This window comes from Nocardioides deserti (genome assembly GCF_014266025.1).
Lineage (GTDB): Bacteria > Actinomycetota > Actinomycetes > Propionibacteriales > Nocardioidaceae > Nocardioides > Nocardioides deserti.
This window is the reverse complement of sequence record NZ_JACMYC010000001.1, coordinates 24,447-45,707: the sequence shown is the minus strand read 5'-3', so window position 1 is coordinate 45,707 and position 21,261 is coordinate 24,447. Positions and strand designations below refer to the sequence as shown.

Annotated in this window: 21 protein-coding genes and 1 riboswitch; of the genes, 12 read left to right on the top strand and 9 right to left on the bottom strand. The window is 72.7% G+C overall.

What is annotated here, in order from left to right:
- The first annotated feature begins 9 nt into the window (after window positions 1-9).
- Window positions 10-222 carry a Flp family type IVb pilin gene (locus tag H7344_RS00260; protein ID WP_186344035.1) on the top strand — a complete coding sequence of 71 codons (213 nt, stop codon included), beginning with the start codon at window positions 10-12 and terminating at the stop codon, window positions 220-222.
- A gap of 26 nt (window positions 223-248) precedes the next feature.
- On the opposite strand, the gene H7344_RS00255 is transcribed toward H7344_RS00260, so the two are convergent.
- The 4 genes from H7344_RS00255 to H7344_RS00240 all read right to left on the bottom strand — a co-directional run bounded on the left by H7344_RS00255 (window position 249) and on the right by H7344_RS00240 (window position 4,263).
- The gene (locus tag H7344_RS00255; RefSeq protein ID WP_186344034.1) at window positions 249-1,484 is read right to left on the bottom strand and encodes a M48 family metallopeptidase; all 1,236 of its coding nucleotides are present in this window, start codon (window positions 1,482-1,484) and stop codon (window positions 249-251) included.
- Window positions 1,485-1,488: 4 nt separating this feature from the next.
- Entirely contained in the window at window positions 1,489-2,664 is a 1,176-nt protein-coding gene (locus H7344_RS00250; protein WP_186344033.1) for a hypothetical protein, read from the bottom strand.
- Between the two features lie 40 nt (window positions 2,665-2,704).
- A complete protein-coding gene (locus H7344_RS20990; protein WP_186344032.1) occupies window positions 2,705-3,688 on the bottom strand; it encodes a C40 family peptidase in 984 nt (327 codons plus the stop codon).
- A gap of 11 nt (window positions 3,689-3,699) precedes the next feature.
- A riboswitch (cyclic di-AMP (ydaO/yuaA leader) is annotated at window positions 3,700-3,870 on the bottom strand.
- A gap of 186 nt (window positions 3,871-4,056) precedes the next feature.
- Window positions 4,057-4,263 carry a hypothetical protein gene (locus H7344_RS00240; protein WP_186344031.1) on the bottom strand — a complete coding sequence of 69 codons (207 nt, stop codon included), beginning with the start codon at window positions 4,261-4,263 and terminating at the stop codon, window positions 4,057-4,059.
- Between the two features lie 123 nt (window positions 4,264-4,386).
- On the opposite strand from H7344_RS00240, the gene H7344_RS00235 reads away from it, so the two are divergent.
- Window positions 4,387-5,763, top strand: a complete 1,377-nt coding sequence (locus tag H7344_RS00235; RefSeq protein WP_186344030.1) for a hypothetical protein — start codon at window positions 4,387-4,389, stop codon at window positions 5,761-5,763.
- Here the strand turns inward: H7344_RS00235 and H7344_RS00230 are convergent.
- Window positions 5,756-7,015, bottom strand: coding sequence for an NYN domain-containing protein (locus tag H7344_RS00230; protein ID WP_186344029.1), 1,260 nt, complete (start codon window positions 7,013-7,015; stop codon window positions 5,756-5,758). The genes H7344_RS00235 and H7344_RS00230 overlap by 8 nt on opposite strands.
- A 91-nt stretch (window positions 7,016-7,106) precedes the next feature.
- On the opposite strand from H7344_RS00230, the gene H7344_RS00225 reads away from it, so the two are divergent.
- Genes H7344_RS00225 through H7344_RS00215 form a run of 3 tightly spaced genes read left to right on the top strand, consistent with a single transcriptional unit; the run spans window position 7,107 to window position 9,872 of the window.
- A complete protein-coding gene (locus tag H7344_RS00225; protein WP_186344028.1) occupies window positions 7,107-8,912 on the top strand; it encodes a DEDD exonuclease domain-containing protein in 1,806 nt (601 codons plus the stop codon).
- Window positions 8,913-8,951: 39 nt separating this feature from the next.
- Window positions 8,952-9,230, top strand: a complete 279-nt coding sequence (locus H7344_RS00220) for an Lrp/AsnC family transcriptional regulator (protein ID WP_166189845.1) — start codon at window positions 8,952-8,954, stop codon at window positions 9,228-9,230.
- Window positions 9,231-9,239: 9 nt separating this feature from the next.
- Window positions 9,240-9,872 carry a GNAT family N-acetyltransferase gene (locus H7344_RS00215; protein ID WP_186344027.1) on the top strand — a complete coding sequence of 211 codons (633 nt, stop codon included), beginning with the start codon at window positions 9,240-9,242 and terminating at the stop codon, window positions 9,870-9,872.
- Between the two features lie 4 nt (window positions 9,873-9,876).
- Here H7344_RS00215 and trpD read toward each other — a convergent pair whose 3' ends face one another.
- Window positions 9,877-10,902, bottom strand: coding sequence for an anthranilate phosphoribosyltransferase (gene trpD, locus H7344_RS00210; protein ID WP_186344026.1), 1,026 nt, complete (start codon window positions 10,900-10,902; stop codon window positions 9,877-9,879).
- Between the two features lies 1 nt (window position 10,903).
- Window positions 10,904-11,329 carry an Rv3143 family two-component system response regulator gene (locus tag H7344_RS00205; RefSeq protein ID WP_229706840.1) on the bottom strand — a complete coding sequence of 142 codons (426 nt, stop codon included), beginning with the start codon at window positions 11,327-11,329 and terminating at the stop codon, window positions 10,904-10,906.
- 107 nt (window positions 11,330-11,436) lie between these two features.
- Between H7344_RS00205 and H7344_RS00200 the strand changes: the two genes are divergently transcribed.
- Together H7344_RS00200 and H7344_RS00195 are read left to right on the top strand one after the other, a co-directional pair.
- Entirely contained in the window at window positions 11,437-11,928 is a 492-nt protein-coding gene (locus H7344_RS00200) for a hypothetical protein (RefSeq protein WP_186344025.1), read from the top strand.
- 10 nt (window positions 11,929-11,938) lie between these two features.
- Window positions 11,939-13,246: a hemolysin family protein gene (locus H7344_RS00195; RefSeq protein ID WP_186344024.1), complete on the top strand. Its 1,308-nt coding sequence runs from the start codon at window positions 11,939-11,941 to the stop codon at window positions 13,244-13,246.
- Here H7344_RS00195 and H7344_RS00190 read toward each other — a convergent pair.
- Entirely contained in the window at window positions 13,230-14,174 is a 945-nt protein-coding gene (locus tag H7344_RS00190; protein ID WP_229706841.1) for a cytochrome c oxidase assembly protein, read from the bottom strand. The two genes, H7344_RS00195 and H7344_RS00190, sit on opposite strands and share 17 nt — an antisense overlap.
- 74 nt (window positions 14,175-14,248) lie before the next feature.
- On the opposite strand from H7344_RS00190, the gene ctaE reads away from it, so the two are divergent.
- From ctaE to H7344_RS00165, 5 genes are all read left to right on the top strand, one after another.
- Complete coding sequence (gene ctaE / locus H7344_RS00185; protein ID WP_186344023.1) at window positions 14,249-14,887, top strand: aa3-type cytochrome oxidase subunit III; 639 nt, start codon at window positions 14,249-14,251, stop codon at window positions 14,885-14,887.
- A 72-nt stretch (window positions 14,888-14,959) separates the two neighbouring features.
- A complete protein-coding gene (gene qcrC, locus H7344_RS00180) occupies window positions 14,960-15,835 on the top strand; it encodes a cytochrome bc1 complex diheme cytochrome c subunit (protein ID WP_186344022.1) in 876 nt (291 codons plus the stop codon).
- A complete protein-coding gene (gene qcrA / locus H7344_RS00175) occupies window positions 15,832-16,974 on the top strand; it encodes a cytochrome bc1 complex Rieske iron-sulfur subunit (RefSeq protein WP_308423307.1) in 1,143 nt (380 codons plus the stop codon). Before qcrC ends, qcrA begins: the two co-directional genes overlap by 4 nt.
- A gap of 2 nt (window positions 16,975-16,976) precedes the next feature.
- Window positions 16,977-18,728 (top strand): cytochrome bc1 complex cytochrome b subunit, encoded by a 1,752-nt coding sequence (gene qcrB / locus H7344_RS00170; protein ID WP_186344021.1) that lies wholly within the window; start codon window positions 16,977-16,979, stop codon window positions 18,726-18,728.
- A gap of 103 nt (window positions 18,729-18,831) precedes the next feature.
- Complete coding sequence (locus H7344_RS00165) at window positions 18,832-19,866, top strand: LLM class flavin-dependent oxidoreductase (RefSeq protein WP_186344020.1); 1,035 nt, start codon at window positions 18,832-18,834, stop codon at window positions 19,864-19,866.
- 10 nt (window positions 19,867-19,876) lie between these two features.
- Here H7344_RS00165 and H7344_RS00160 read toward each other — a convergent pair whose 3' ends face one another.
- Window positions 19,877-21,124: a L,D-transpeptidase gene (locus H7344_RS00160; RefSeq protein ID WP_186344019.1), complete on the bottom strand. Its 1,248-nt coding sequence runs from the start codon at window positions 21,122-21,124 to the stop codon at window positions 19,877-19,879.
- Window positions 21,125-21,261: the final 137 nt, after the last annotated feature.

The window sequence follows — 21,261 nt, the reverse complement described above, 5'->3', positions numbered from 1 at the left end:
AACCCGGTCATGGTCGACTACTTCCGCATCCTTCTCAACGCCCGCCTCGCCAAGATGGAGGAGCGCGGCGCCTCGGCCGTCGAGTACGGCCTGCTCATCGCGGGCATCGCGGCCCTCATCGTCGTCGCCGTCTTCGCGCTCGGCCCTGTGGTCAAGGGCGCCTTCGAGGAGACCTGCACGTCGATCACAAACGAAGGCAAGACCGGCACCGCGACCTGCTGATCGCGGCACTCTGAGTGGCTCGCAGCTCAAGGCTGCGAGCCACTCACGCATTTCTGTCCCAGTGCGAGACGCCGAGGCGTGTTCGGGTGACTTGAGAACAGCCACTCCGTCAGCCGAGGTGGGGTCATGTCGCTGAGGGACCGCTCCGACAGCCGGACCTGCATCGCGACAAACGCACCCGCATCACCGGTCGCGCGCAGTGCCTCGACGTCAGCTCGGGTCTCCACCTGGCGACTGATCCCGTTCTGCACCGGGCTGGCGAGCAGGCCGCCCACGGCGACCAGAGCCAGCGCCAGGGGCACGACCGCGGCCGAGCCGACTCCGCGCCGGGCGCCCCAGCCGAGGCAGAGCGCCAGCAGCCCGACGCCCACCACCGAGCCGGCCGCGCCCAGGGTCGTACCGACCAGCACATCGTCGTTCTTCGCGTGCGCCAGCTCGTGGGCGACGACCGACAGAGCCTGGTCGACCGGCAGGTCCTCGACCAGCGTGTCGTAGAGGACGACTCGCCGGCTCGCGCCGAAGCCGGAGACGTAGGCGTTCAACGTCGACGTCCGCCGGGACGCGTCCGCGACGAGCACGTCGCCGATCTCGACGTCCTCCTTCGCAGCCAGCTCCACGATCCCCTGACGCAGCGGGCCGTCCTCGAGCGGCTCGAAGGAGTTGAACGCCGGCTCCACGACGACCGGGTAGACGAACGAGCCGAGCACCACCATCGCCGCGACGAGCAGTCCGGCCACGGCCGGCCAGGCCCGCGGCAGCCGTCGGGCCAGCCCGATGACGACCAGCAGCGCCAACGACGCGACGACGATGCCGAGCACCTCGTTGCGGACGACGTCGGCGGCGTATCCGCCCCACGACCGCGTGGACAGCCCGTAGTCCCGCCGGTGCTCCTCGAAGGCGATCCCGAACGGCAGCGTCACGACGCGCCGAGTGAGCTCGACGAACGCCACCAGGACGACCACTTGCACCCACCACGGGCCGGGCGCCCGCTGGGCCCAGGCTCGGCCGCGCCTGCTGAACCCGAGGTAGCACGCCACCAGGATCGAGACGGCGAGCGACGAGTAGCTCCAGGTGCGCGCCCACTGGGAGTACTGCTCGGCGCGGGCGATGTGCTCGGCGCTGAAGTAGTCCTCGGCCCGCACCGGTTCGACCGGACCACCTGGGACGGGGTCCCACGGCACCAGCCACCAGGCCAGCAGGACGAAGGCGGTGCCGCCCACGCCGACGAGGACCCACGAGAGTCGGCGGGCGGTCGGCGTCACGCGCTCAGTCTGGCAGGCCGGCCAGCTCGGTCAGGCGAGCCCACCATGCCTGCGTCAGCTCCGTCTCGGTCCACCCGGCGACCTCCTGCAGCGCGGCGTCGAGCCCGTCGGACCCGGCGGTGCGGTACAGGTCGACGACGCCCCGCTCCCCCACCCGGTCCGCCAGCACGACGCACGCCAGCCACGCCGCTTCGTACGCCGCACCCAGGTGGGTGGTGCCCGTTTCGAACTCGACCGGCCCGGGCAGGGCGGGCGGCGGCCCGTCCGCGCGCACCTGCTCGATGACCTGGCCGGCGGTCGTGCTGAGCGGCAGGTCGACGTCCCGCAGCGCCACGTAGTCGGCGAAGCCTTCGAGCAGCCAGAGAGGCTGGGTGCTCACCGGCGCGCGGGTCGCGACGTGCGTCGCCTCGTGGCTGAGCACGACCTGCGCACCCCGCGACCGCAGCGTCCCGAGCACCTCGGGGTTCACGAAGACGTGCAGCGGCGCGTCGGGAGCCGTCGAGCCGTCCGGTGCGGCGGTGACCGCGGCGACGCCGTCGTACTGCCCGTCCTCCGCTCCGAGCACGTCGCCGAGCCCGGCGGCCGACTCCGGCACCTCGACGACGAGGCGCGGGCGCCACGCCTCGATCACCCGTCGCACCACCGGCACGGCGGCCTCGGCGCGGGCGGCCACGGGCCTCAGGTCCGTGCCCTCGGCGCCGAGGACCAGCACGTGGTCGGTGCGCCGCACCTCGACCGGCCCGGTCAGCCACAGTGGGCTTCGTCCGTCGCCTCCGCCGACTGCGGCCAGCGCCGCTCCGTCCTCGTCGGGCCGGAAGGTCATCGCGACCTCCGTCCGCGCGGGCTCGGCGTCGAAGCCGGCGAAGCGCCACGTCACGTCGACGGTGGCGCGCACCGCGTCGGCGGTGCGGCCGGTCTGCTCGACGTACCGGAGATCGAGGTCCCGCACCCGGAGCCGCTCGGCATTGGTCACGAGGTAGCCCACCTCGGTGTCCGCGAGCGCTGCGGCGTCGCCGGCGCGGACGGCCCCCTCGACCCGGTCGAGCGCCTCGTCGAGCGCGGCTGGGCCGATCGCCGTGTCCGCCGTGCGGTCGGGCGTGGCGACGTACGCGTCGTCGCGCAGGACGAGCCACACGACCGCCGCTCCGATGACGAGCACCGAGACGACGAGGCCGGCCACCCACCGTCGTGGGCGACCGGCCTCGGTCGGGAGACCCGGCTCAGCCAGGGCGCACCGCGCCGACGTACGGCATCGAGTGCAGCGCCGCGGTGGTGACACCCGAGCCGGGGTTGGCGGCGTGGACGATCATGCCGTTGCCGATGTACATGCCGACGTGGCTGATCGGGCTGTAGTAGAAGACGAGGTCGCCGGGCTGGAGGTCGCCCTCGGCGACGCGCGGCCCGGAGGAGTACTGCGCGCTCGAGGAGTGCGGCAGGGCGACGCCGGCGGCACCCCAGGCCATCATCGTGAGTCCGGAGCAGTCGAAGGCGCTCGGTCCGGCTGCGCCGTAGACGTAGGCGTCGCCGACCTGGGCCATGGCGTAGGAGATGGCGGCCGCGGCACGGCCGGAGGCCGGGACGGACGCCGGCGCGCGGGTGCTGTCGCGGGAGAGCAGCGACTCGCGCTCCTTCTCCTCGAGGCGGTCGAGGAGGCTCTCGGCCTCGGCCAGCTTCTCGTCGATCTCGGCCTTCTCGTCGGCGAGCTGGTCCTTGACCTCGGCGACCTGCTCGGCGCGGTCCGCTGTGGCCTCGCGCCGGATGTCGAGCGCCTTGAGCTCGGCGGTGTAGTCGCCGTACATCTGGTCCTGCAGGTCGTCGAAGGCCGACATCGTCGACAGCTCCGACAGGAAGCCCTGCGGGTCGTCGGCGACGATGACCTGGCCGACCGCGGAGAGGCCCTGGCCCTGGTACTGCCGCACGACAGAGCGTTCGACCTGCTCCCGGACGCCCTCGAGCCGGTCACCCTGGCGGTCCTCGTCGGCCTTCAGCGAGCGCAGGTCGCGGCTGAGCTCGCGCAGCTCGATCCGGGCGTCGTTGAACCGCTCGGAGGCCTGCTCGGCCTCGTGGAAGAGTCGGTCGACACGGGTCTGGACGTCCTCGATGTCCGGCTCGGCCTGAGCCGGGACCGAGGGTCCGATGCCGATGGCGCCGATCACGGCGAGCCCGGTGAGGGCGGGGATGATGCGCTTCCGGCCGTTGAGCACGAGCGGACGGTCTCCTCGGTGTCGTACGCCTACCGGGTGAGCTGACGGGTTCGGGCACGACAGGCCCTACGCCCGCTCCTCACCGCTGTGCGGTGCCTTGCGGGCGATTCACCCCAGTGACGCTGCGGGCAGCGCCGGTGGTTCCCCGGTTCCCGGTCCGCCGGAGCGGGCCGAGACTCGACGCGGTGCCCGCGCAGACCGGTTGGTCCACTGCCACGGGCACCTGAGCACGACAGGTTAGTCGCGCGTCCGTGCTCCCGCGAAACTTCCGCGGTATGTCGTCGGCGATTCTGGGGACGACAGACGCAGTCTTTACCGAAAGCCGTCCCAGCAGCCACACCAGTCACAGGAGGCGCTCCCCGGACGGTTCAGGCCGACTCGACGTCGAACCCGTCCACGGGGCGCACCAGCCGCAGCGGTGGCACCAGTCCTCCCTCGGCGAGCAGCTCCAGGGCGCGCCGCTCGTCGTCGTCGAAGGTCAGCTCCGGCGGCGGCCCGAGCAGCACCGTCACCACGCAGTCGTGGCAGGCCAGACCTCGCACCACGCAGGTGTCGCAGTCGATCCGTGTCGTCATGGGGCACACCGTGGCAGCGGCCACCGACAACGGGTGTCCACCCGGGTGGTCGAGGTCGTCCGTTCGGCCACTCGGGGGCCGTTCGCCTGCCGTCGCCCCGCACTGCGAACTACGGTGCCGCGCGTGCCCCCCACCGCACTCGCCCGCTTCGTGCCGCCGGCCCTCGCCGGCCTCGCGGCCGTCGTCTACGCCGCGACGGCGGACCGGTCGATCGGGATGAACGACGTCACCTCGGCCGCGGTCGGCGCCTGGAGGATCGCCTCCGGCGGAACGCCCTGGCTCGACGGCGTCGACCTGTCGGCGCTGGATCTCAAGGACGAGTACCTCTGGGTCGGCGAGGCGGAGAACGGCCACACCGCCGTGTTCCGCTCCCCCGGCGCCGTCGCGATGGGAGTCCCGGCGTACCTGCTGGCCCGCACCGGCGCGCAGCCCGAGGACTTCGTCCGTTGGCCCGGCGCCGTCTGGGCGGCCCTGCTGACGGCGTTCATGCTCACGCTCTTCTGGCGCGCGCTGCGGGCGCACCTGCCCGCGGCGTGGGCGACCGCTGCCGTCGGCGTGCTCGGCTTCGCGACACCCGTGTGGACCATCAACGCCAACGGCCTGTGGACCCACACGCTCACCGTGCTCGGCATCGCCGGCATGGCCTGGGGCGCCGCGACGGGACGGTGGTGGCTCGTCGGTCTCTTCGGCGGCGTCGGCCTGTGGGGCCGCCTCCACGTCGCTCTCGTCGTCGCCCTCCTGGGCCTCGGCCTGGCGATCTGGCGCCGCAAGCCGGCCATCGCGCTGGTGGTCGGCGCCGTCAGCGGGACGTTCCTGGTGCTCGCCGGGACCTGGAGCAGCTGGATGTACGGCGGCGGCTGGAGGCCGCAAGGTCCCTACGCCTCGCCGACCGAGTACGTCGCCCGGACGGCCGGCACCGTCGAGTCGAGTCCCTGGGACGGACTGGTGAACCAGCTCGGCCTGTGGGTCTCGGCGGACCGCGGGCTGCTGGTCTGGAGCCCGGTGCTCCTCCTCCTGCTCCCAGCGCTCGTGCGCTCGTGGCGCGACCTGCCCGACTGGACCCGCGTCCTCGCCGTCGCCGGGCTCGCCTACAGCCTGGTGCAGGGCCAGCTCAACGAGTTCGACGGCGGCTCCGGCTACTACGGCTACCGGCTGACCCTCGAGACCGCGGCGTGCCTGTTCCCGGCGTACGCCCTCGCCGCCCGCCGAGCCGGCCGGGTGGCGGCTGCGCTCATCGGACCCGTGCTCGGGGTGTCCGTCGCCGCCATGACGATCGGGGCGACGTCCGAGGGCTTCCTGGTGCTCGAGGAGCACGCCTGGACCGACAACTCGCTCGCCCTCGCCCTGCGCACCTTCCCGCTGCTCTGGCTCTGGCTCGCCCTCATGGCGCTCGTCGGCCACCTCGCCGTCCGCGTCTGGCACGACCGCGGCCTGGACCGTGCGGCCACCCCGGCCTACGCGACGGCCGCCGGGTCTGCGACCCGGGAGCCCGTCAGCTGATCAGCGCCGCCAGCGCGTCGACAGAAGCGCCTCGAGCGCCGGCACGGGTGACGTCGGCGAGGACGGCTTGGTCGGCGGTCACGACGACGACCACGCGGCCGGGCGGCTCCGCAGCGACGAGGTCGCGGATGACGTCGTCGGCGATCGTGCCCTCGGGACTGAAGTAGACGCGGACACCGCGGGGGGCGGCGACGACCGGTCGGGCGCCGAGGCCTGCCTGAGCCGCGTCGAAGACGACAGTCGTGTCGACCCCGGTCCGGGCCACGAGCGGCGCGAGGCCGTTGACGAGCCGGATCCGCTGCGCCTCGAGCGGCGAGGACGGCCAGACGTTCTTGCTGACGTTGTAGCCGTCGACGATGAGCCGGGCCCGCGGCATCGCGAGGTACTGCTCGAGCAGCCCGGCCGACGCGCCGGTCAGCAGCCGTGCCCCGTCGGCGACGCCGGCGGACAGGCCGGACTCGACCCGGTCGGCGGGCGCGCCCGAGGCCGAGGGCAGGCCGAGCTCGCGGCGGAGCCCCGCGGCGGACTCGATGACGGTCTCCAGCAGCACGCGGGCGCGCACGGTCGCCTCGTCCCGCTCCGCACGTACGGCGCGCCGACCGGCCGCTGCGTCCGCCTCGAGCTCGGCGACGCGGGCGCGGAGCCGGCGTACCTCCCGGTCCTGGGTCGACGCCAGCGCCTCCACCTCACGACGCAGGCCGTCGACCTCGGCAGCGGCCTGCTCCCCCGCGGCCCGAGCGGCCTTCTCGGCCGTGCGTGCCTCGCCGAGCCGGCGACGCAGCGTGGCGTTCTCGGACTTGAGCTCGTCGAGCTGCGCCCGGTGCAGGGCCCGCAGCTCACGGGTGGCCCGGTCGGCCGCGTCGAGCTTGCCGCGCAACCGGGCGGCCTCGGTCTCCTCCCGGGTGGGGCCCGCCGGAGCGACCTCGGCGAGCGCTGCGGCCAGCTCCTCCTCCCACGCACCCGTCCGCAGCAGCCACGCGACGGCGGCCCGGTCGGCCGGTGCGGAGACGGTCAGGGGCTCGACGGCGAGGTGAGCGGCGACCCGACCGCGCAGGTCGTCGTCCCGCAGCGCCGTGGTGATGGCGGTGGTCCCCAGCCTCGCCCGTCGGGCCGGTGCGAACGTCGCCACCCGACGCAGGGCCGGCGGCAGCTGCCCGAGCGACGGCAGCACGTCGGCCGTCATCGCCACGACCCGGGCCCGCACCGGCTCGGGCAGCTGCGCCAGCGACGGCGGCGAGGACGAGGTGGACAACGCGGCTCCCAGCGGAGGTGTGAGGGACGTCGAGGAGCCTATTCCGCGAGCCGTCACGGGATTGTCGGCGCCCGCGCCTACCGTCCCCCGCATGAGCAGCACCCTCCACGCCGAGCACGCCGGGAGCACCCCGCAGCGTCCGGGCCGGTGGGAGTCCCAGCGCAGCTTCGACGAGCTCGGCCGGCCGCTGCGCGACATCACCTTCACCGTCGTCGACCTCGAGACGACCGGCGGCTCGGCCGAGGGCGGCTCGATGATCACCGAGATCGGGGCGGTCAAGGTGCGCGGCGGCGAGGTGCTCGGCGAGTTCCAGACGCTGGTCAACCCGCACCAGCCGATCCCGCCGTTCATCGCTGTCCTGACCGGCATCAGCAACGCGATGGTGGCGACGGCGCCGCCCGTGGAGTCCGCCCTGCCGGCGTTCCTGGAGTTCGCCGCCGGCACCGTCCTGGTCGCCCACAACGCGCCGTTCGACGTCGGCTTCCTGAAGTACTTCTGCGAGCAGCAGGGCCGGCCCTGGCCGGCCTTCGAGGTGCTCGACACCGCTCGTCTGGCCCGCCGCGTCATCACCAAGGACGACGCACCCAACTGCAAGCTCTCCTCGCTGGCCCGCGCGTTCGGCTCCACGACCACCCCCAACCACCGCGCCCTCTCCGACGCCCGCGCGACCGTCGACGTGCTGCACGGGCTGATGGAGCGGCTCGGCGGTCTCGGCGTGCACACGCTCGAGGAGCTGCAGACCTTCTCCGGGCGGGTCAGCACGGCCCAGCGCCGCAAGCGCCACCTGGCCGAGGGGCTCCCCCACGCGCCCGGCGTCTATCTCTTCCGCGACCACGAGCGGCGGGTGCTGTACGTCGGCACGTCCAAGGACCTCCGCACCCGGGTCCGCACCTACTTCACCGCCTCGGAGACCCGGTCGCGGATGGGCGAGATGGTCGGCATCGCCGACAGCGTCACCGGCATCGAGTGCGCCACCCCGCTGGAGGCCGAGGTCCGCGAGCTGCGTTTGATCGCCGAGCACAAGCCGCGCTACAACCGCCGCTCCCGCTTCCCGGAGAAGACCACCTTCGTCAAGCTGACCCGTGAGCCCTGGCCCCGGCTGTCGCTGGTCAAGCGGGTGCTCGACGACGACGCCGACTACCTCGGCCCGTTCTCCTCCCGCAAGGTCGCCGAGAAGTGCCTCGCCGCCCTGCACGACACCTTCCCGCTGCGCCAGTGCTCGGACCGCTTCGGCAAGGCGCCGTCGCGCACGCCGTGCGTGCTGGCCGAGCTCGGCCGCTGCCTCTCCCCCTGCGACGGCACCGTGGACCACGACACGTACGCCGCGGTGGTGCGGCAGCTGCGCGACTCCCTGCTGCGTCGTCCCGACCGGGTGGTCGAGCAGATCAACGCCCGGATGGAGGCGCTCGCCGCCGACGAGCGGTTCGAGGAGGCCGGCGTGCACCGCGACCGGCTGGCGGCGTTCATCCGCGCCGCCAGCCGCACGCAGCGCCTCAGCGCGCTCACCCGCTGCCCCGAGGTCGTGGCCGCCCGCCGCGGCGACGACGGCCGGTGGGCGGTCCACGTGGTGCGCCACGGACGCCTCGCCGCCGCCGGCGTGATCCCGCCCGGCGCCGCCGCCCACGCCTACGTCGAGTCGCTGCGCGCCTCCGCCGAGACGGTCACCGGAGGTCCGGGGCCGGTGCCGGTGGCGACCGCCGAGGAGACCGAGAAGATCCTGCGCTGGCTCGAGTCCCCCGGCATCCGCCTCGTCGACGTCCAGGGCGAGTGGACCTGCCCGATCGAGGGCGCGACGCGGCACCTCGCCATCCACGACGCGGTGAGCAGGTCGCGCGAGGAGCTCGTCCCGTTCGCCGACCGCCGCGACCTCGCGCCCGTCCACCAGCCGGCGCGGTGACCGGCCCGGCCCGGGCGGCGGCCCGGCTAGGGTCTGGCCATGATCACCGCCATCGTCTTCGTCAAGGCTGACGTCGCCCGCATCCCCGAGGTGGCCGAGGCGATCGCCGCACTCGACGGGGTCAGCGAGGTCTACTCGGTGACCGGCCAGATCGACCTCATCGCGCTCGTCCGCGTGCGAAACCACGAGGACGTCGCCAACGTCGTCGCCGACCGGCTCAACAAGGTCGAGGGCGTGACCGCGACCGAGACGCACATCGCGTTCCGCGCGTACTCCCAGCACGACCTCGAGTCGGCGTTCTCGCTCGGCCTCGACTGACGCGCTCGCATGACCTGGCTCGCCGACCACTGGCTCGACGTCGTCGGCTGGGGCGGCAGCGCGCTGCTGGTCTACTCGCTGCTCCAGGCGCGGGTGCTGCGCTTCCGCACGCTCAACCTGCTCGGCTGCCTGGTGCTGCTGACGTTCAACGCGCTCATCGGGGTGTGGCCGATGGTCGGCATGAACGTCGTGCTCGCGGTCATCAACGTCTACTGGATCCTCCGGCTGACCCGGGAGCGGCACGACGAGGCCGTGTTCGAGGTCGTCGAGGTCCGCCCGGAGGACGCCTACCTGCGGCACGTCCTGCGCACCCACGCCGACGACATCCGCCGGTTCCAGCCGGACTTCGACCCGGCGCCGGCGGGCAGCCAGCACGCCTTCGTCGTGCTCAAGGGCGACGAGACGGTGGGCGTGGTGGTGCTGCGCAAGGAGGGCGACGTCGCGCACGTGCAGCTGGACTACGTCACGCCGCGCTACCGCGACTTCTCCCCCGGCGAGTTCCTGTGGCGCCGCAGCGGCGTGCTGCGCGACCTGGGCCTGCGCCGGGTGCTGACCCCGCCGGGCATGGTCGGCGCCTACTACGAGCACCTCGGCTTCCGCGCCGACGGGCCGCGGTTCGTCCTCGACCTCGCCGAGCGGTAGCGGCTCAGGCCGAGGAGGCGGCCACCCAGCGATCGAGCGTGGCGGCCGCTGCCCCGGAGTCGATGGCCTCGGCGGCGCGGCGGATGCCCTCGGGCAGGGCGTCGGCGGCGGGCAGGTCGGGCGCGCCGTGGACGGCCAGGGCGGCGCCGGCGTTCAGCAGCACCGCGTCGCGGACGGGTCCGCGCTCGCCGCCGAGCAGGCGGCGTACCACCTCGGCGTTGTGCTCGGCGTCCCCGCCGCGCAGGTCCTCGGCCGTCGCCGGCGCCAGGTCGTACGCCGCCGGGTCGACGGTCTCGGGGACCACCTCGCCCGCGTGGACCCGCCACAGCCTCGACGTGCTCGTGGTCGTGAGCTCGTCGAGCCCGTCCTCGCCGCGGAAGACCCAGGCGTCGACGCCTCGCGCGGCGTACACCCCGGCCATCACCGGCGCGACCCGCGCGTCCGCGCAGCCGATCGCCTGCGCCGCAGGGCGGGCGGGGTTGGTGAGCGGGCCGAGCAGGTTGAAGGAGGTGCCGATCCCGAGCTCGCGGCGCGGCACGGCCGCGTGGCGCATCGCGGGGTGGAACGCGGCCGAGAAGCAGAACGTGATCCCGGCCTCGACGGCGACCTCGGCGACCCGGGCGACCGGGAGGTCGAGCCGGATGCCGAGCGCCTCGAGCACGTCGGCGGAGCCGGACTTCGAGGAGGCCGAGCGGTTGCCGTGCTTGACGACCGGCGCGCCGGCGCCCGCGGCGACGATCGCCGACATGGTCGAGATGTTGACCGAGAACGACCGGTCCCCGCCGGTGCCGACGACGTCGAGCAGTCGACCGGGCACGGAGATCGGGTTGGCCTCGGCGAGCATCGCCTCGGCGAGCCCGCGCAGCTCGTCGGTGGTCTCCCCCTTGGCGCGCAACGCGACAGCGAAGCCGGCGACCTGGGCGGACGTGGCCTCCCCGGCGAGCACCTCGCCCATCGCCCACGCGGTCTGGTCGGCGCTCAGGTCCTCCCCGGCGACCAGCGCGCCGAGGACGTCAGGCCAGGTCGACACCTCAGGCGGAGGAGGACGTGGGGGCGGGGACCCGCGAGCGCAGCAGCCCGACGACGGTCTCCGCGAGCTGGATCGGGTCGAGCGGGTGCGGCACCGCCGCCTCGGCCCGCGACCAGGTGGCGAGCCACGCGTCCTGCGGGCGGCCGGTCAGCACGATTACCGGCGGGCACTGGTAGATCTCGTCCTTGAGCTGCTTGGCGATGCCCATGCCGCCGGCGGGCACGGCCTCGCCGTCGAGGATGACCAGGTCGACGTGGCCGGCGTCCATGTTGGAGATCACGACGGGCTCGGTCGCGACCTCGACGTACTCCACCTCGGGCAGGTCCGGGTGCGGCCGACGCCCGAGCGCCAGGATCACCTGCTGGCGGGTGTTCACGTCGTCGCTGTAGACGAGCACCTTGAGCGGAGCGGTCTTCGAGTCGGTCACGTCGGGGATCGTACGACGCCGGGCGGGCCGCTGCCCATGACCCTCCACACGTCGGCGCCTCCGCCGCCGACCCGCACCAGGGACCAGTGGCTCCCTACGATCCCTGCATGCCGCCGCCCAGGACCCTCACCCGCACGTCGACGGTGCCGCTCCCGGCACCGGAGGTCTGGACGCGGGTCACCAGCCCCGCCGGCATCCGCCACGAGCTGCGGCCCTGGCTGTCGATGACGATGCCGCCCCGGCTCCGGGGCCGGACGATCGAGGACGCCGCGCCGCTCCTCGGTCGACCGCTCGGGAAGGCCTGGCTGCTCGCGGGCGGCGTCGTCCCGGTGGACTTCGACGACATGGTGCTGGTGGCACTCGAGCCCGGTCGCCGCTTCCACGAGCGGTCACGGATGCTGCTGTTCCCACGGTGGGAGCACGAGCGGACCGTCGCCCCCGTGCGCGGCGGGACCTGCACCGTGACCGACCGGCTGACCTTCGTCCCCCGCCTGCCCGCGTCCCATCACGTCGTCGCGCTGCTGTTCGCCCACCGGCATCGGCGACTCCGCGCCTGGGCCCGAGGACGACCCGCACAGCGCTCAGGAGCCGATCGCTAGGTTCGCGGTCGTGGACTCCCAGACCTTCGTCAACCTCGGCCTGGTGCTGCTGTTCGTCCTCGGGGGCGGCGTGTTCGCGGCCACCGAGATCGCGCTGGTCTCGCTGCGCGACAGCCAGGTGTCCCGGATGGAGCGCGAGAGCGCGCGCGGCGCCCGGGTCGCCGCCATCGCGCGCGACCCCAACCGCTTCCTGGCCGCCGTGCAGATCGGCGTCACCGTCGCGGGCTTCTTCTCCGCCGCGTACGGAGGGTCGACCCTCGCGCCCGACATCGCGCCGTACTTCGTCGACCTGGGCCTCCCCGAGGGCGCCGCCGACACGGTCGCGCTGGCGAGCATGACCCTGCTCATCGCCTACTTCTCGCTCGTGCTCGGCGAGCTGGTCCCCAAGCGGCTCGCCCTCCAGCGCTCCGCGCAGCTGTCCCTGCTCGTCGGCCCCCCGCTGGACCGCTTCGCCACCGTCATGCGGCCGGTCATCTGGCTCCTGTCGCGCTCGACCGACGCCCTGGTCCGGCTGGTCGGCGGCGACCCGTCGGCCACCAGCGACGAGCTCTCCGAGGAGGAGCTGCGCGACATCGTCGCGACCCACGAAGGGCTCGACGAGCAGGAGCGCCGGATCCTCGCCGACGTGTTCGCCGCCGGCCGCACGACGGTCAAGGAGGTCATGCGGCCGCGGCCCGAGGTGGCGTTCCTCGCGGGCGACCTGCCGCTCGGCGAGGCGGTCGCCGAGGTCCGGGAGCGGCCCTTCTCGCGCTACCCGGTGACCGGCCCGGGCGGCTTCGACGACATCACCGGGTTCCTCCACATCCGCGACCTGCTCGAGCTCGAGAACGCCGGCGAGCGGCTCGTCCGCGACGTCCAGCGCGACGTGCTGGTCGTGCCGGAGACCAACCACGTGCTCCCGACCGTGACGCAGATGCGCCGCGAGGGCGTCCACCTGGCCGTCGTCGTCGACGAGTACGGCGGCACCGACGGCATCGTCACCCTCGAGGACCTGGTCGAGGAGATCGTCGGGGAGATCCGCGACGAGCACGACGCGCCCGAGCCGGAGCTGCGCACCGCCGACGGGACGCTGCTGCTCGAGGGCGGCCTGAGCATCGAGGACTTCGCCGAGCGCACCGGCGTCGAGCTCGAGGACGGCGACTACGAGACCGTCGCCGGGTACGTCGTCGCGCGGCTCGGCCGCATCGCCGAGCCCGGCGACGCGGTGGGCGTCGGCGACGCGCTGCTGCGGGTGGCGGAGACCGACGGCGCCCGGATCACCCGCCTCGCCGTCGAGGTCCCACCCGAGGAGCCCGCGGGCGCTACGGACGCGGGCTGAGCTCGCGGGTCCGCGCCCGGTCCTCCTCGCGGTCGAGCCGACGGTCCTCCCGCCGGGCCTCCTGCATCGACGACCGCACCCACTGCGCGAAGAGCACGCCGAAGAAGACCAGCCCGATCAGGTCGCCAGAAGCCCACAGGATCCCGCCGGCGACGTGCTGGTCGTCGAGCGCGTCGGGCAGCCACGAGGCCATCGGACCCTCGCGCAGCGCGAGGTAGTGCTCCTCGCCGATCAGATCCGACTGGCCCATGATCGTGACGCCGAGGAACGCGTGGAACGGCAGCGTCAGCACGGTCAGGAGCACGCGGAACGGGTAGCCCACCCGGCCCGGCACGGGGTCGATGCCCATGAGCGGCCAGAAGAAGAGCGCGCCGACCAGCACGAGGTGGAGGTGCATGACCTCGTGCACGTAGGTCGACGACAGCGACGCGTCGTACCAGCCGGTGAAGTAGAGCGCCCACGGCGAGAGGATGTAGAGCGCGAAGGCCAGCGGCGCGAACGACAGCACCGCGGCGATCCGTGAGTGCAGCACCGCCAGCAACCACCGGCGCGGCGTGGCCGGCAGCGTCCGCAGCGCGAGCGTCACGGGGGCGCCCAGCGCGAGCGAGAGCGGCACCAGCATCGACAGCACCATGTGCTGGACCATGTGCGCGCTCACCAGCGTCGTGTCGTACGCCGCCAGGCCGGACGCCGTCGCGAGGTAGAACGACCCCATCCCGACCCCGACGAACGCGATCGTCCGCCCCACGGGCCAGTGGTCGCCCCGGGCGCGGAGCCTCCCGACGCCGAGCAGGTAGAGACCTGCGACCCAGACCGTCAGCACGGTGGGGACGGGGGCCAGCGACCACTGCGTGAAGAACGCCGCGAACGAGGGCTCGGGGAGATCCTGGACAGCGGTCAGGGCCACCAGGAGAGGAGCACCGGACACGCTGTGAACTTTATGACCCGCACCCAGGAGGGGGTCGGGGTGCCCTTGTCGTCGGCGCGAGACATAATGGCGCCGTGGCGACCACAGCAACCATCCCGGCCTCCCGCCTCCACGGGCATCACGACCGTCCCAGCATGGTCAGCGTGGGGACCATCATCTGGCTCTCCAGCGAGCTGATGTTCTTCGCGGCCCTGTTCGCGGCGTACTTCACGATCCGCTCGGTGAGCCCGGAGCTGTGGGACCAGAACACCGCGATCCTCGACGTGCCGTTCGCGTCGGTGAACACCACGATCCTGGTGCTCAGCTCCCTGACCTGCCAGCTGGGCGTCTTCGCCGCCGAGCGTGGCCAGGCCGGGCGCACCGGGTCGCTGCTGAACTTCCGCCTCTGGGGCCTGCGCGAGTGGTTCATCCTCACGTTCGTGATGGGCGCGGTCTTCGTCGCCGGCCAGGCGGTGGAGTACGCGAACCTCGTCCAGGAGGACGTCACCATCCAGCAGTCCGCCTACGGCACGGTGTTCTACCTGACCACCGGCTTCCACGGCATCCACGTGGTCGGCGGCCTGATCGCCTTCCTGTTGGTCCTCGCCCGCACCTACATGGCGCGCAAGTTCACCCACGAGCAGGCCGTCAGCGCGATCGTCGTCTCCTACTACTGGCACTTCGTCGACGTGGTGTGGATCGCCCTGTTCGCGACGATCTACCTCGTCCAGTAGTCCGCAGCCTCACCGGCACCACCTGGCACCACCAGCAGCCCGCCCACCCGCAAGGACCCCGAGGATCACAACGTGCGTCTCCTGAACCGTTCCGCAGGTCGACTCTCCCGGCACCGCCGGGGCCCGCTCGCGGGCGTCGTGCTGCTGCTGCTCGGCCTGGTGCTCACCGGGAGCCTGTACGCCGCGTTCGCGCCGGCGCAGGCCACCTCCGCCGAGAGCGACACCGCGCAGGTCGAGAAGGGCCGTGAGCTCTTCCTGGTCGGCTGCGCCTTCTGCCACGGGCAGAACGGCGAGGGCATCCTGACCCAGCGCGGCGACACCCAGCTCGGCCCGCCGCTGGCCGGCGTAGGCGCCGCTGCGGTCGACTTCCAGGTCGGCACCGGCCGGATGCCGATGGTGCAGCCGGGCCAGCAGGCCCCCGACAAGGCGCCGGTCTACTCCCAGGAGGAGATCGACGCCCTGGGTGCCTACGTCGCGTCGCTCGGCCCCGGCCCCGCCGTCCCTGACGAGGAGCAGTACTCCCTCGAGGGCCTCTCCGAGGAGGAGCGCGAGGAGGCGATCGTCCGCGGTGGCCAGATCTTCCTCACCAACTGCACCGCCTGCCACAACTTCAACGGCAGCGGCGGCGCCATGCCGCGCGGCGGCTACGCCCCCGCGCTCCACGACATCGAGCCCAAGTACATCTACGAGGCCATGCTCACCGGCCCCCAGCAGATGCCGAACTTCTCCAACGGCAACCTGCCGCCGGAGGAGAAGCGCGACGTCATCGCCTACCTCGAGTCGCTTCGGGAGACCCCCGAGTACGGCGGCTTCGGCCTCGGCGGCCTCGGCCCCGTGAGCGAGGGCCTGTTCGCCTGGCTCGTCGGCATCGGCGGCCTCGTCGGGTTCGCGGTCTGGATCGCGGCCCACACCACGCGCTCCACGAAGAAGAAGGGACAGGCGGCGTGACCGACGCCCGCGACCACGAGTCGCACGAGAACGACCCGCACGAGGGCGGATCGTCGCAGAACCTCCCCGACAGCCCCGCCGGCTCGGCCGGCGCCGTGCCGGAGTCGGCCGAGCCGATCCCGGACCCGGGCCTGCCGGCCCACGTCTGGCGTCCCACCGACGTCGACGAGGCCCAGGAGAAGCGGGCCGAGCGCCAGGTCGCCGGTCTCTTCGGGCTGTCCGCGGTCTGCGTGGTGCTGTTCCTCGTCGCCTACTTCACCCTCGACATCGGCGACAACCACGACACCGTCGCCGGCTTGGGCGCCTCGACGGTCGCGCTCGGCACGACCTTCGGCCTCGCGCTGCTGCTCATCGGCGTCGGCATCATCCAGTGGGCCCGCAAGCTCATGGGTGACCACGAGATCAGCGAGCTGCGCCACCCGGCCCGCTCCTCCGACGAGGACCGCGAGGCCACCCTGGCCGCGCTGAACGCCGGTCTCGAGGAGTCCGGCATCGGCCGCCGCCCGCTGGTCCGCAACTCGCTGCTCGGCGCGGTCGGCCTCCTCGGCCTGCCCGCGATCGTGCTGCTGCGCGACCTCGGTCCCCTGCCCGGCGACGTGCAGGAGGACCAGGAGTACCCCGGCGCCGGCCTCGAGCGCACCGTGTGGACCAAGGGCATGCGCGTGGTCCGCGACGTCGTCGGCACCCCGATCCGCGCCGCCGACCTCGAGATCGGTGACCTGGTCAACGCCGTCCCGGAGGCCTTCTTCGAGGTCGACGGGGAGGGCGAGCACCTGATCGAGGGCATCGAGCTCCAGATCGCGAAGTCCAAGGCGGCCGTCATCATCGTGCGGATGGAGCCCGACGAGATCATCGTCGGCGAGGGCCGCGACAACTGGGCCGTCGACGGCGTCCTGTGCTACTCCAAGATCTGCACCCACGTCGGGTGCCCGATCTCCCTGTACGAGCGCACCACGCACCACGTGCTGTGCCCGTGCCACCAGTCCACCTTCGACCTCGCGGACTCCGCGCGGGTCGTGTTCGGCCCGGCTGCCCGCGCCCTCCCCCAGCTCCCGCTGGCGGTGGACGACGAGGGCTACCTGGTCGCACAGAGCGACTTCACCGAGCCGGTGGGCCCGAGCTACTGGGAGCGTGGCTGACAATGAGCATCGACACGAGCAAGGTCGCCACGAGCAACTCCTCGGCGGCCGTCGCGAAGAAGCCGGGTCGCGCCGGCGTCGTCGCCAACTGGGCCGACGAGCGCCTCGGCCTCGGCACGGCGATGAAGAAGAACCTGCGCAAGGTCTTCCCGGACCACTGGTCCTTCATGCTGGGCGAGATCGCCCTGTGGAGCTTCGTGGTCCTGCTGCTCTCGGGTGTCTTCCTGACGCTGTGGTTCAACCCGAGCATGGGCGAGATCCACTACGAGGGCTCCTACGACCAGCTGCGCGGCGTGGCGATGTCGGAGTCGATGGCCTCGACGCTGGACATCTCCTTCGACGTCCGCGGTGGTCTGCTGATGCGGCAGATGCACCACTGGGCCGCGATGCTCTTCATCGCCTCGATGATGATCCACCTGCTGCGCGTGTTCTTCACCGGCGCGCACCGCAAGCCGCGTGAGATGAACTGGGTCATCGGCTGCCTGCTGCTGATCCTGGGCACGCTCGAGGGCTTCACCGGCTACTCGCTCCCCGACGACCTGCTCTCCGGCACCGGCGTCCGCGCCGCGGACGGCTTCATGAAGTCGATCCCGGTGGTCGGCACCTACCTGTCGTTCTTCCTCTTCGGCGGCGAGTTCCCCGGCGACGCGATCATCCCGCGTCTCTACATGATCCACATCCTGCTGATCCCGGGCCTGCTGCTGGCGCTGATCGCCGCGCACATGCTGCTGCTCGTCTACCACAAGCACACCCAGTGGCCTGGTCCCGGCCGCACCGAGCAGAACGTCGTGGGCTTCCCGATGCTGCCGGTGTACGCCGCGAAGGCGGGCGGCTTCTTCTTCATCGTGTTCGGCGTCTGCGCCCTCATGGGTGGCCTGCTGACGATCAACCCGGTGTGGAAGTACGGCCCCTACGACCCGACCAAGGTCACCGCCGGCTCGCAGCCGGACTGGTACATGGGCTGGCCCGACGGTGCGCTGCGGATCATGCCGGGCTGGGAGTCGGAGTTCTGGGGCACGACGTGGTCCTGGAACGTCTTCCTGCCGATCATCGTGCTCCCGGGCCTGATGTTCACGATCCTGCTCCTCCTGCCGTTCCTGGAGGCCTGGGTCACCGGCGACAAGCGGGAGCACCACCTGCTCCAGCGCCCGCGCAACGCTCCGACCCGCACCGCGCTGATGGTCGCGCTGATGACCTTCTACGGCCTGATGTGGGCCGCGGGCGGCAACGACATCATCGCGATCAAGCTGCACCTGAGCATCAACCAGATCACGTACTTCATGCGGGCCGCGGTCTTCATCGGACCGGTCATCGCCTTCATGATCACGCGTCGTTGGTGCATCTCGCTGCAGCGCCAGGACAACGAGAAGCTCCTGCACGGCTACGAGACGGGCGTGATCATGCGCTCGCCCGAGGGCGGCTACAGCGAGCGGCACCTGCCGCTCGACACCGCCAAGGCGTACGCCGTCACCGCTCGCGACCGCGACGAGGCCTCCTACGTGCCGGTCGGCACCGACGGGGTCGACCCGAACGGCGTCCCGGCGCCGACCGGTCGCGGCAGCAAGCTGCGCGGACGGCTCCAGACGCTGTGGTTCGCCGACAACATCCAGAAGCCCACCGCGGCGGAGCTGGAGGAGGCGCACCACCACGCCGAGCACGAGGCGCACGGCGAGCTCGAGGGCGTCTCGGCGGACGGTCACCAGTTCGACGGCCACCACGCCGTCGAGGGTGAGACGCTCCGCGGCGACCACTGAGTCCGGCACCAGCACAGCAGCACCAGCACGGACAGCCCGAGGGCCCCGGACCGCGACGCGGCCGGGGCCCTCGGCCCATTCCTCTCCCGACCAGGAGCACCCGATGGACCTGCAGCTCGGCCTCGACACCTTCGGCGACGTCACCGTCGGTCCGGACGGCACACTCCTCCCCCATGCCCAGGTCGTGCGGGACGTCGTCGCGCAGGGCCGGCTGGCCGACGAGGTGGGGGTGGACGCCTTCGGCATCGGCGAGCACCACCGCGACGACTACGCGGTCTCCGCACCCGACGTCGTGCTCGCCGGCCTGGCGACCACGACCGAGCGGATCCTGCTCGGCTCGGCCGTCACCGTGCTGAGCTCCGACGACCCCGTGCGGGTGATGGAGCGCTTCGGCACCATCGACGCGCTCTCGGGCGGCCGCGCCGAGGTCACGCTGGGGCGCGGCTCGTTCACCGAGTCCTTCCCGCTCTTCGGCTTCGACCTCTCCGACTACGAGGTGCTCTTCAGCGAGAAGCTCGACCTCTTCGCGCGGCTCCGCCTCGCGACGGCGCAGGACCAGCCACTCAGCTGGGAGGGCGCGACCCGACGTCCGCTGGTGGAGGCACAGGTGTGGCCGCGGCCCGAGCAGCCGCTGCGCTCGTGGGTGGCGGTCGGCGGCTCGCCGGAGTCGGTGGTCCGGGCCGCCCGTTACGGCCTGCCGCTCATGCTCGCGATCATCGGCGGCGAGCCGGCCCGCTTCGCGCCGTACGTCGATCTCTACGCCCGCGCGCTCGACGAGCTGGGCCAGCCGCGGCTGCCCGTCGGCGTGCACTCCCCCGGCTTCGTCGCGCGCACCGACGAGGAGGCCCGCGAGCGGCTGTTCCCGCACTTCAAGGCCAACCGCGACCGCATCGGCCGCGAGCGCGGCTGGCCGCCGGCGACGCGCGCGCAGCTGGACTCCGAGGCCGACCACGGCGCGCTCTTCGTCGGCTCGCCGGAGACGGTCGCCCGCAAGATCGCCGACACCGTGCAGGCGCTCGGCATCGACCGCTTCGACCTGAAGTACTCCCACGGGCCGCTGCCGCACGAGCACCTCATGGAGTGCATCGAGCTCTACGGCACCCAGGTGGCGCCGATGGTGCGCGACCTGCTCGCCTGACGGCGGGCGCTCAGCCCAGGGCCGAGCCCTTGCGGTAGTCGGCCCACGAGGCGTTCCAGTCGCCGAAGCCGTTGTCGAGGGTCATCTGACGGTCCGTGCCGACGTACTCCACGACGTCACCGCGCCGGCTCATCGCGTAGAGCCAGCCGGCGTCGGCCGTGCTGAGCCCGGTGCAGCCGTGGCTGACGTTGGCGTACCCCTGCGAGCCCACCGACCACGGGGCGGCGTGGATGAACTCCCCCGAGTACGTCAGCCGCATCGCCCACTGCACGTCGTGGATGTCGTAGGCCTCGGCGCTGCCGGCGGCGATGCCGACGGTCTCGCTGTTCATCCGCTTGACGTCGAACTTCTCGATGATCACCTTCGTGCCGGAGCGCGTGGTGAAGCCAGGCTTGCCGGTGGTGACCGGGAGGGTGCGCAGCAGCTTGCCGTTGCTGAACACCTTCATCTGGTGCGAGCGGGCGTCGACGCGGTAGACGTGGGCGTCGCCGACCGTGAAGTCGATCCTCCGGCTCAGCTGCCCGTAGACGCCGTCACCCGCCGGCACGCTGTTGACGTCGACGTCCACGCTGACCTCGGTGCCCGGCTTCCAGTAGGTCTTCGGCCGGTAGTGGACCTCGGTGCTGCTGAGCCAGTGCCACGTGCCGGGCTGCTCCGGACGGGCGTCGACGGAGAGGTGCTCCTCGATCGAGGCGCGGTCGGTCACGGGCACGTCGAAGGTGACGACGACCGGCATGCCGACGCCGACGGTCTCCCCGTCCAGCGGCGCCAGCGACGGGTAGGTCTGCTGGTCCAGGGTCAGGTCGACGGTCCGGAACCTCGTGGCCTGCCTGACCCGGTCGCCGTCAGCGTCCTCCGCCCGGGCCTGGAGGACGTACGCCGTGCCCGGCTCGAGGCGGTCCTCCGCCTGCCAGGCGCTCCCGTCCTCGGCGATCGTCCCGCGCACGCGCCCCGCCTCCTCGGTCGGGCCACCGACGGGGGTGAGCCTCACCGAGCGCAGGACGGCGTCGGACGCCGTGACCTCGACGAGCCGGTCGACCGGCACGGGTCGGCCGCTGCGGACGTTCGTGGCGATCCGGGCGTCGGGCGTGGACTCCCCCGCCACGGCCGTCGTCCCGGCGTCCCCGGGCCCCACTGCGCCCGGACCACCGGCGGCGCCGTCGCAGGCCGCCAGCAGCGGCAGCGAGACGGCCAGGACGGCGAGGGCGGCTCCGCGGCGGGCGTGCGGACGAGGGGTTCGGGCGGGACGCTCGGACATGCAGGCTCCACGGCGGTTCGGGTCGAGGGCTCCGGCGAGCAGCCGGCGCCTCGAGGTTAAAGGCTTCCACGGAGGAGACGCGAAACCCCGCGCCCGGGTTGCGTCCGGGTCGCGGGGTCTCGTCAGGAGTGCTGCGG

What these genes read in the sequence shown, in the direction of transcription:
- H7344_RS00260 (WP_186344035.1), top strand. Translation starts at nt 10, where the DNA reads ATGGTCGACTACTTCCGCATCCTTCTCAACGCCCGCCTCGCCAAGATG.
- H7344_RS00240 (WP_186344031.1), bottom strand. Translation starts at nt 4,263, where the DNA reads ATGACGACACGGATCGACTGCGACACCTGCGTGGTGCGAGGTCTGGCC.
- H7344_RS00225 (WP_186344028.1), top strand. Translation starts at nt 7,107, where the DNA reads ATGAGCAGCACCCTCCACGCCGAGCACGCCGGGAGCACCCCGCAGCGT.
- H7344_RS00220 (WP_166189845.1), top strand. Translation starts at nt 8,952, where the DNA reads ATGATCACCGCCATCGTCTTCGTCAAGGCTGACGTCGCCCGCATCCCC.
- H7344_RS00215 (WP_186344027.1), top strand. Translation starts at nt 9,240, where the DNA reads ATGACCTGGCTCGCCGACCACTGGCTCGACGTCGTCGGCTGGGGCGGC.
- H7344_RS00200 (WP_186344025.1), top strand. Translation starts at nt 11,437, where the DNA reads ATGCCGCCGCCCAGGACCCTCACCCGCACGTCGACGGTGCCGCTCCCG.
- qcrB (WP_186344021.1), top strand. Translation starts at nt 16,977, where the DNA reads ATGAGCATCGACACGAGCAAGGTCGCCACGAGCAACTCCTCGGCGGCC.
- H7344_RS00165 (WP_186344020.1), top strand. Translation starts at nt 18,832, where the DNA reads ATGGACCTGCAGCTCGGCCTCGACACCTTCGGCGACGTCACCGTCGGT.
- H7344_RS00160 (WP_186344019.1), bottom strand. Translation starts at nt 21,124, where the DNA reads ATGTCCGAGCGTCCCGCCCGAACCCCTCGTCCGCACGCCCGCCGCGGA.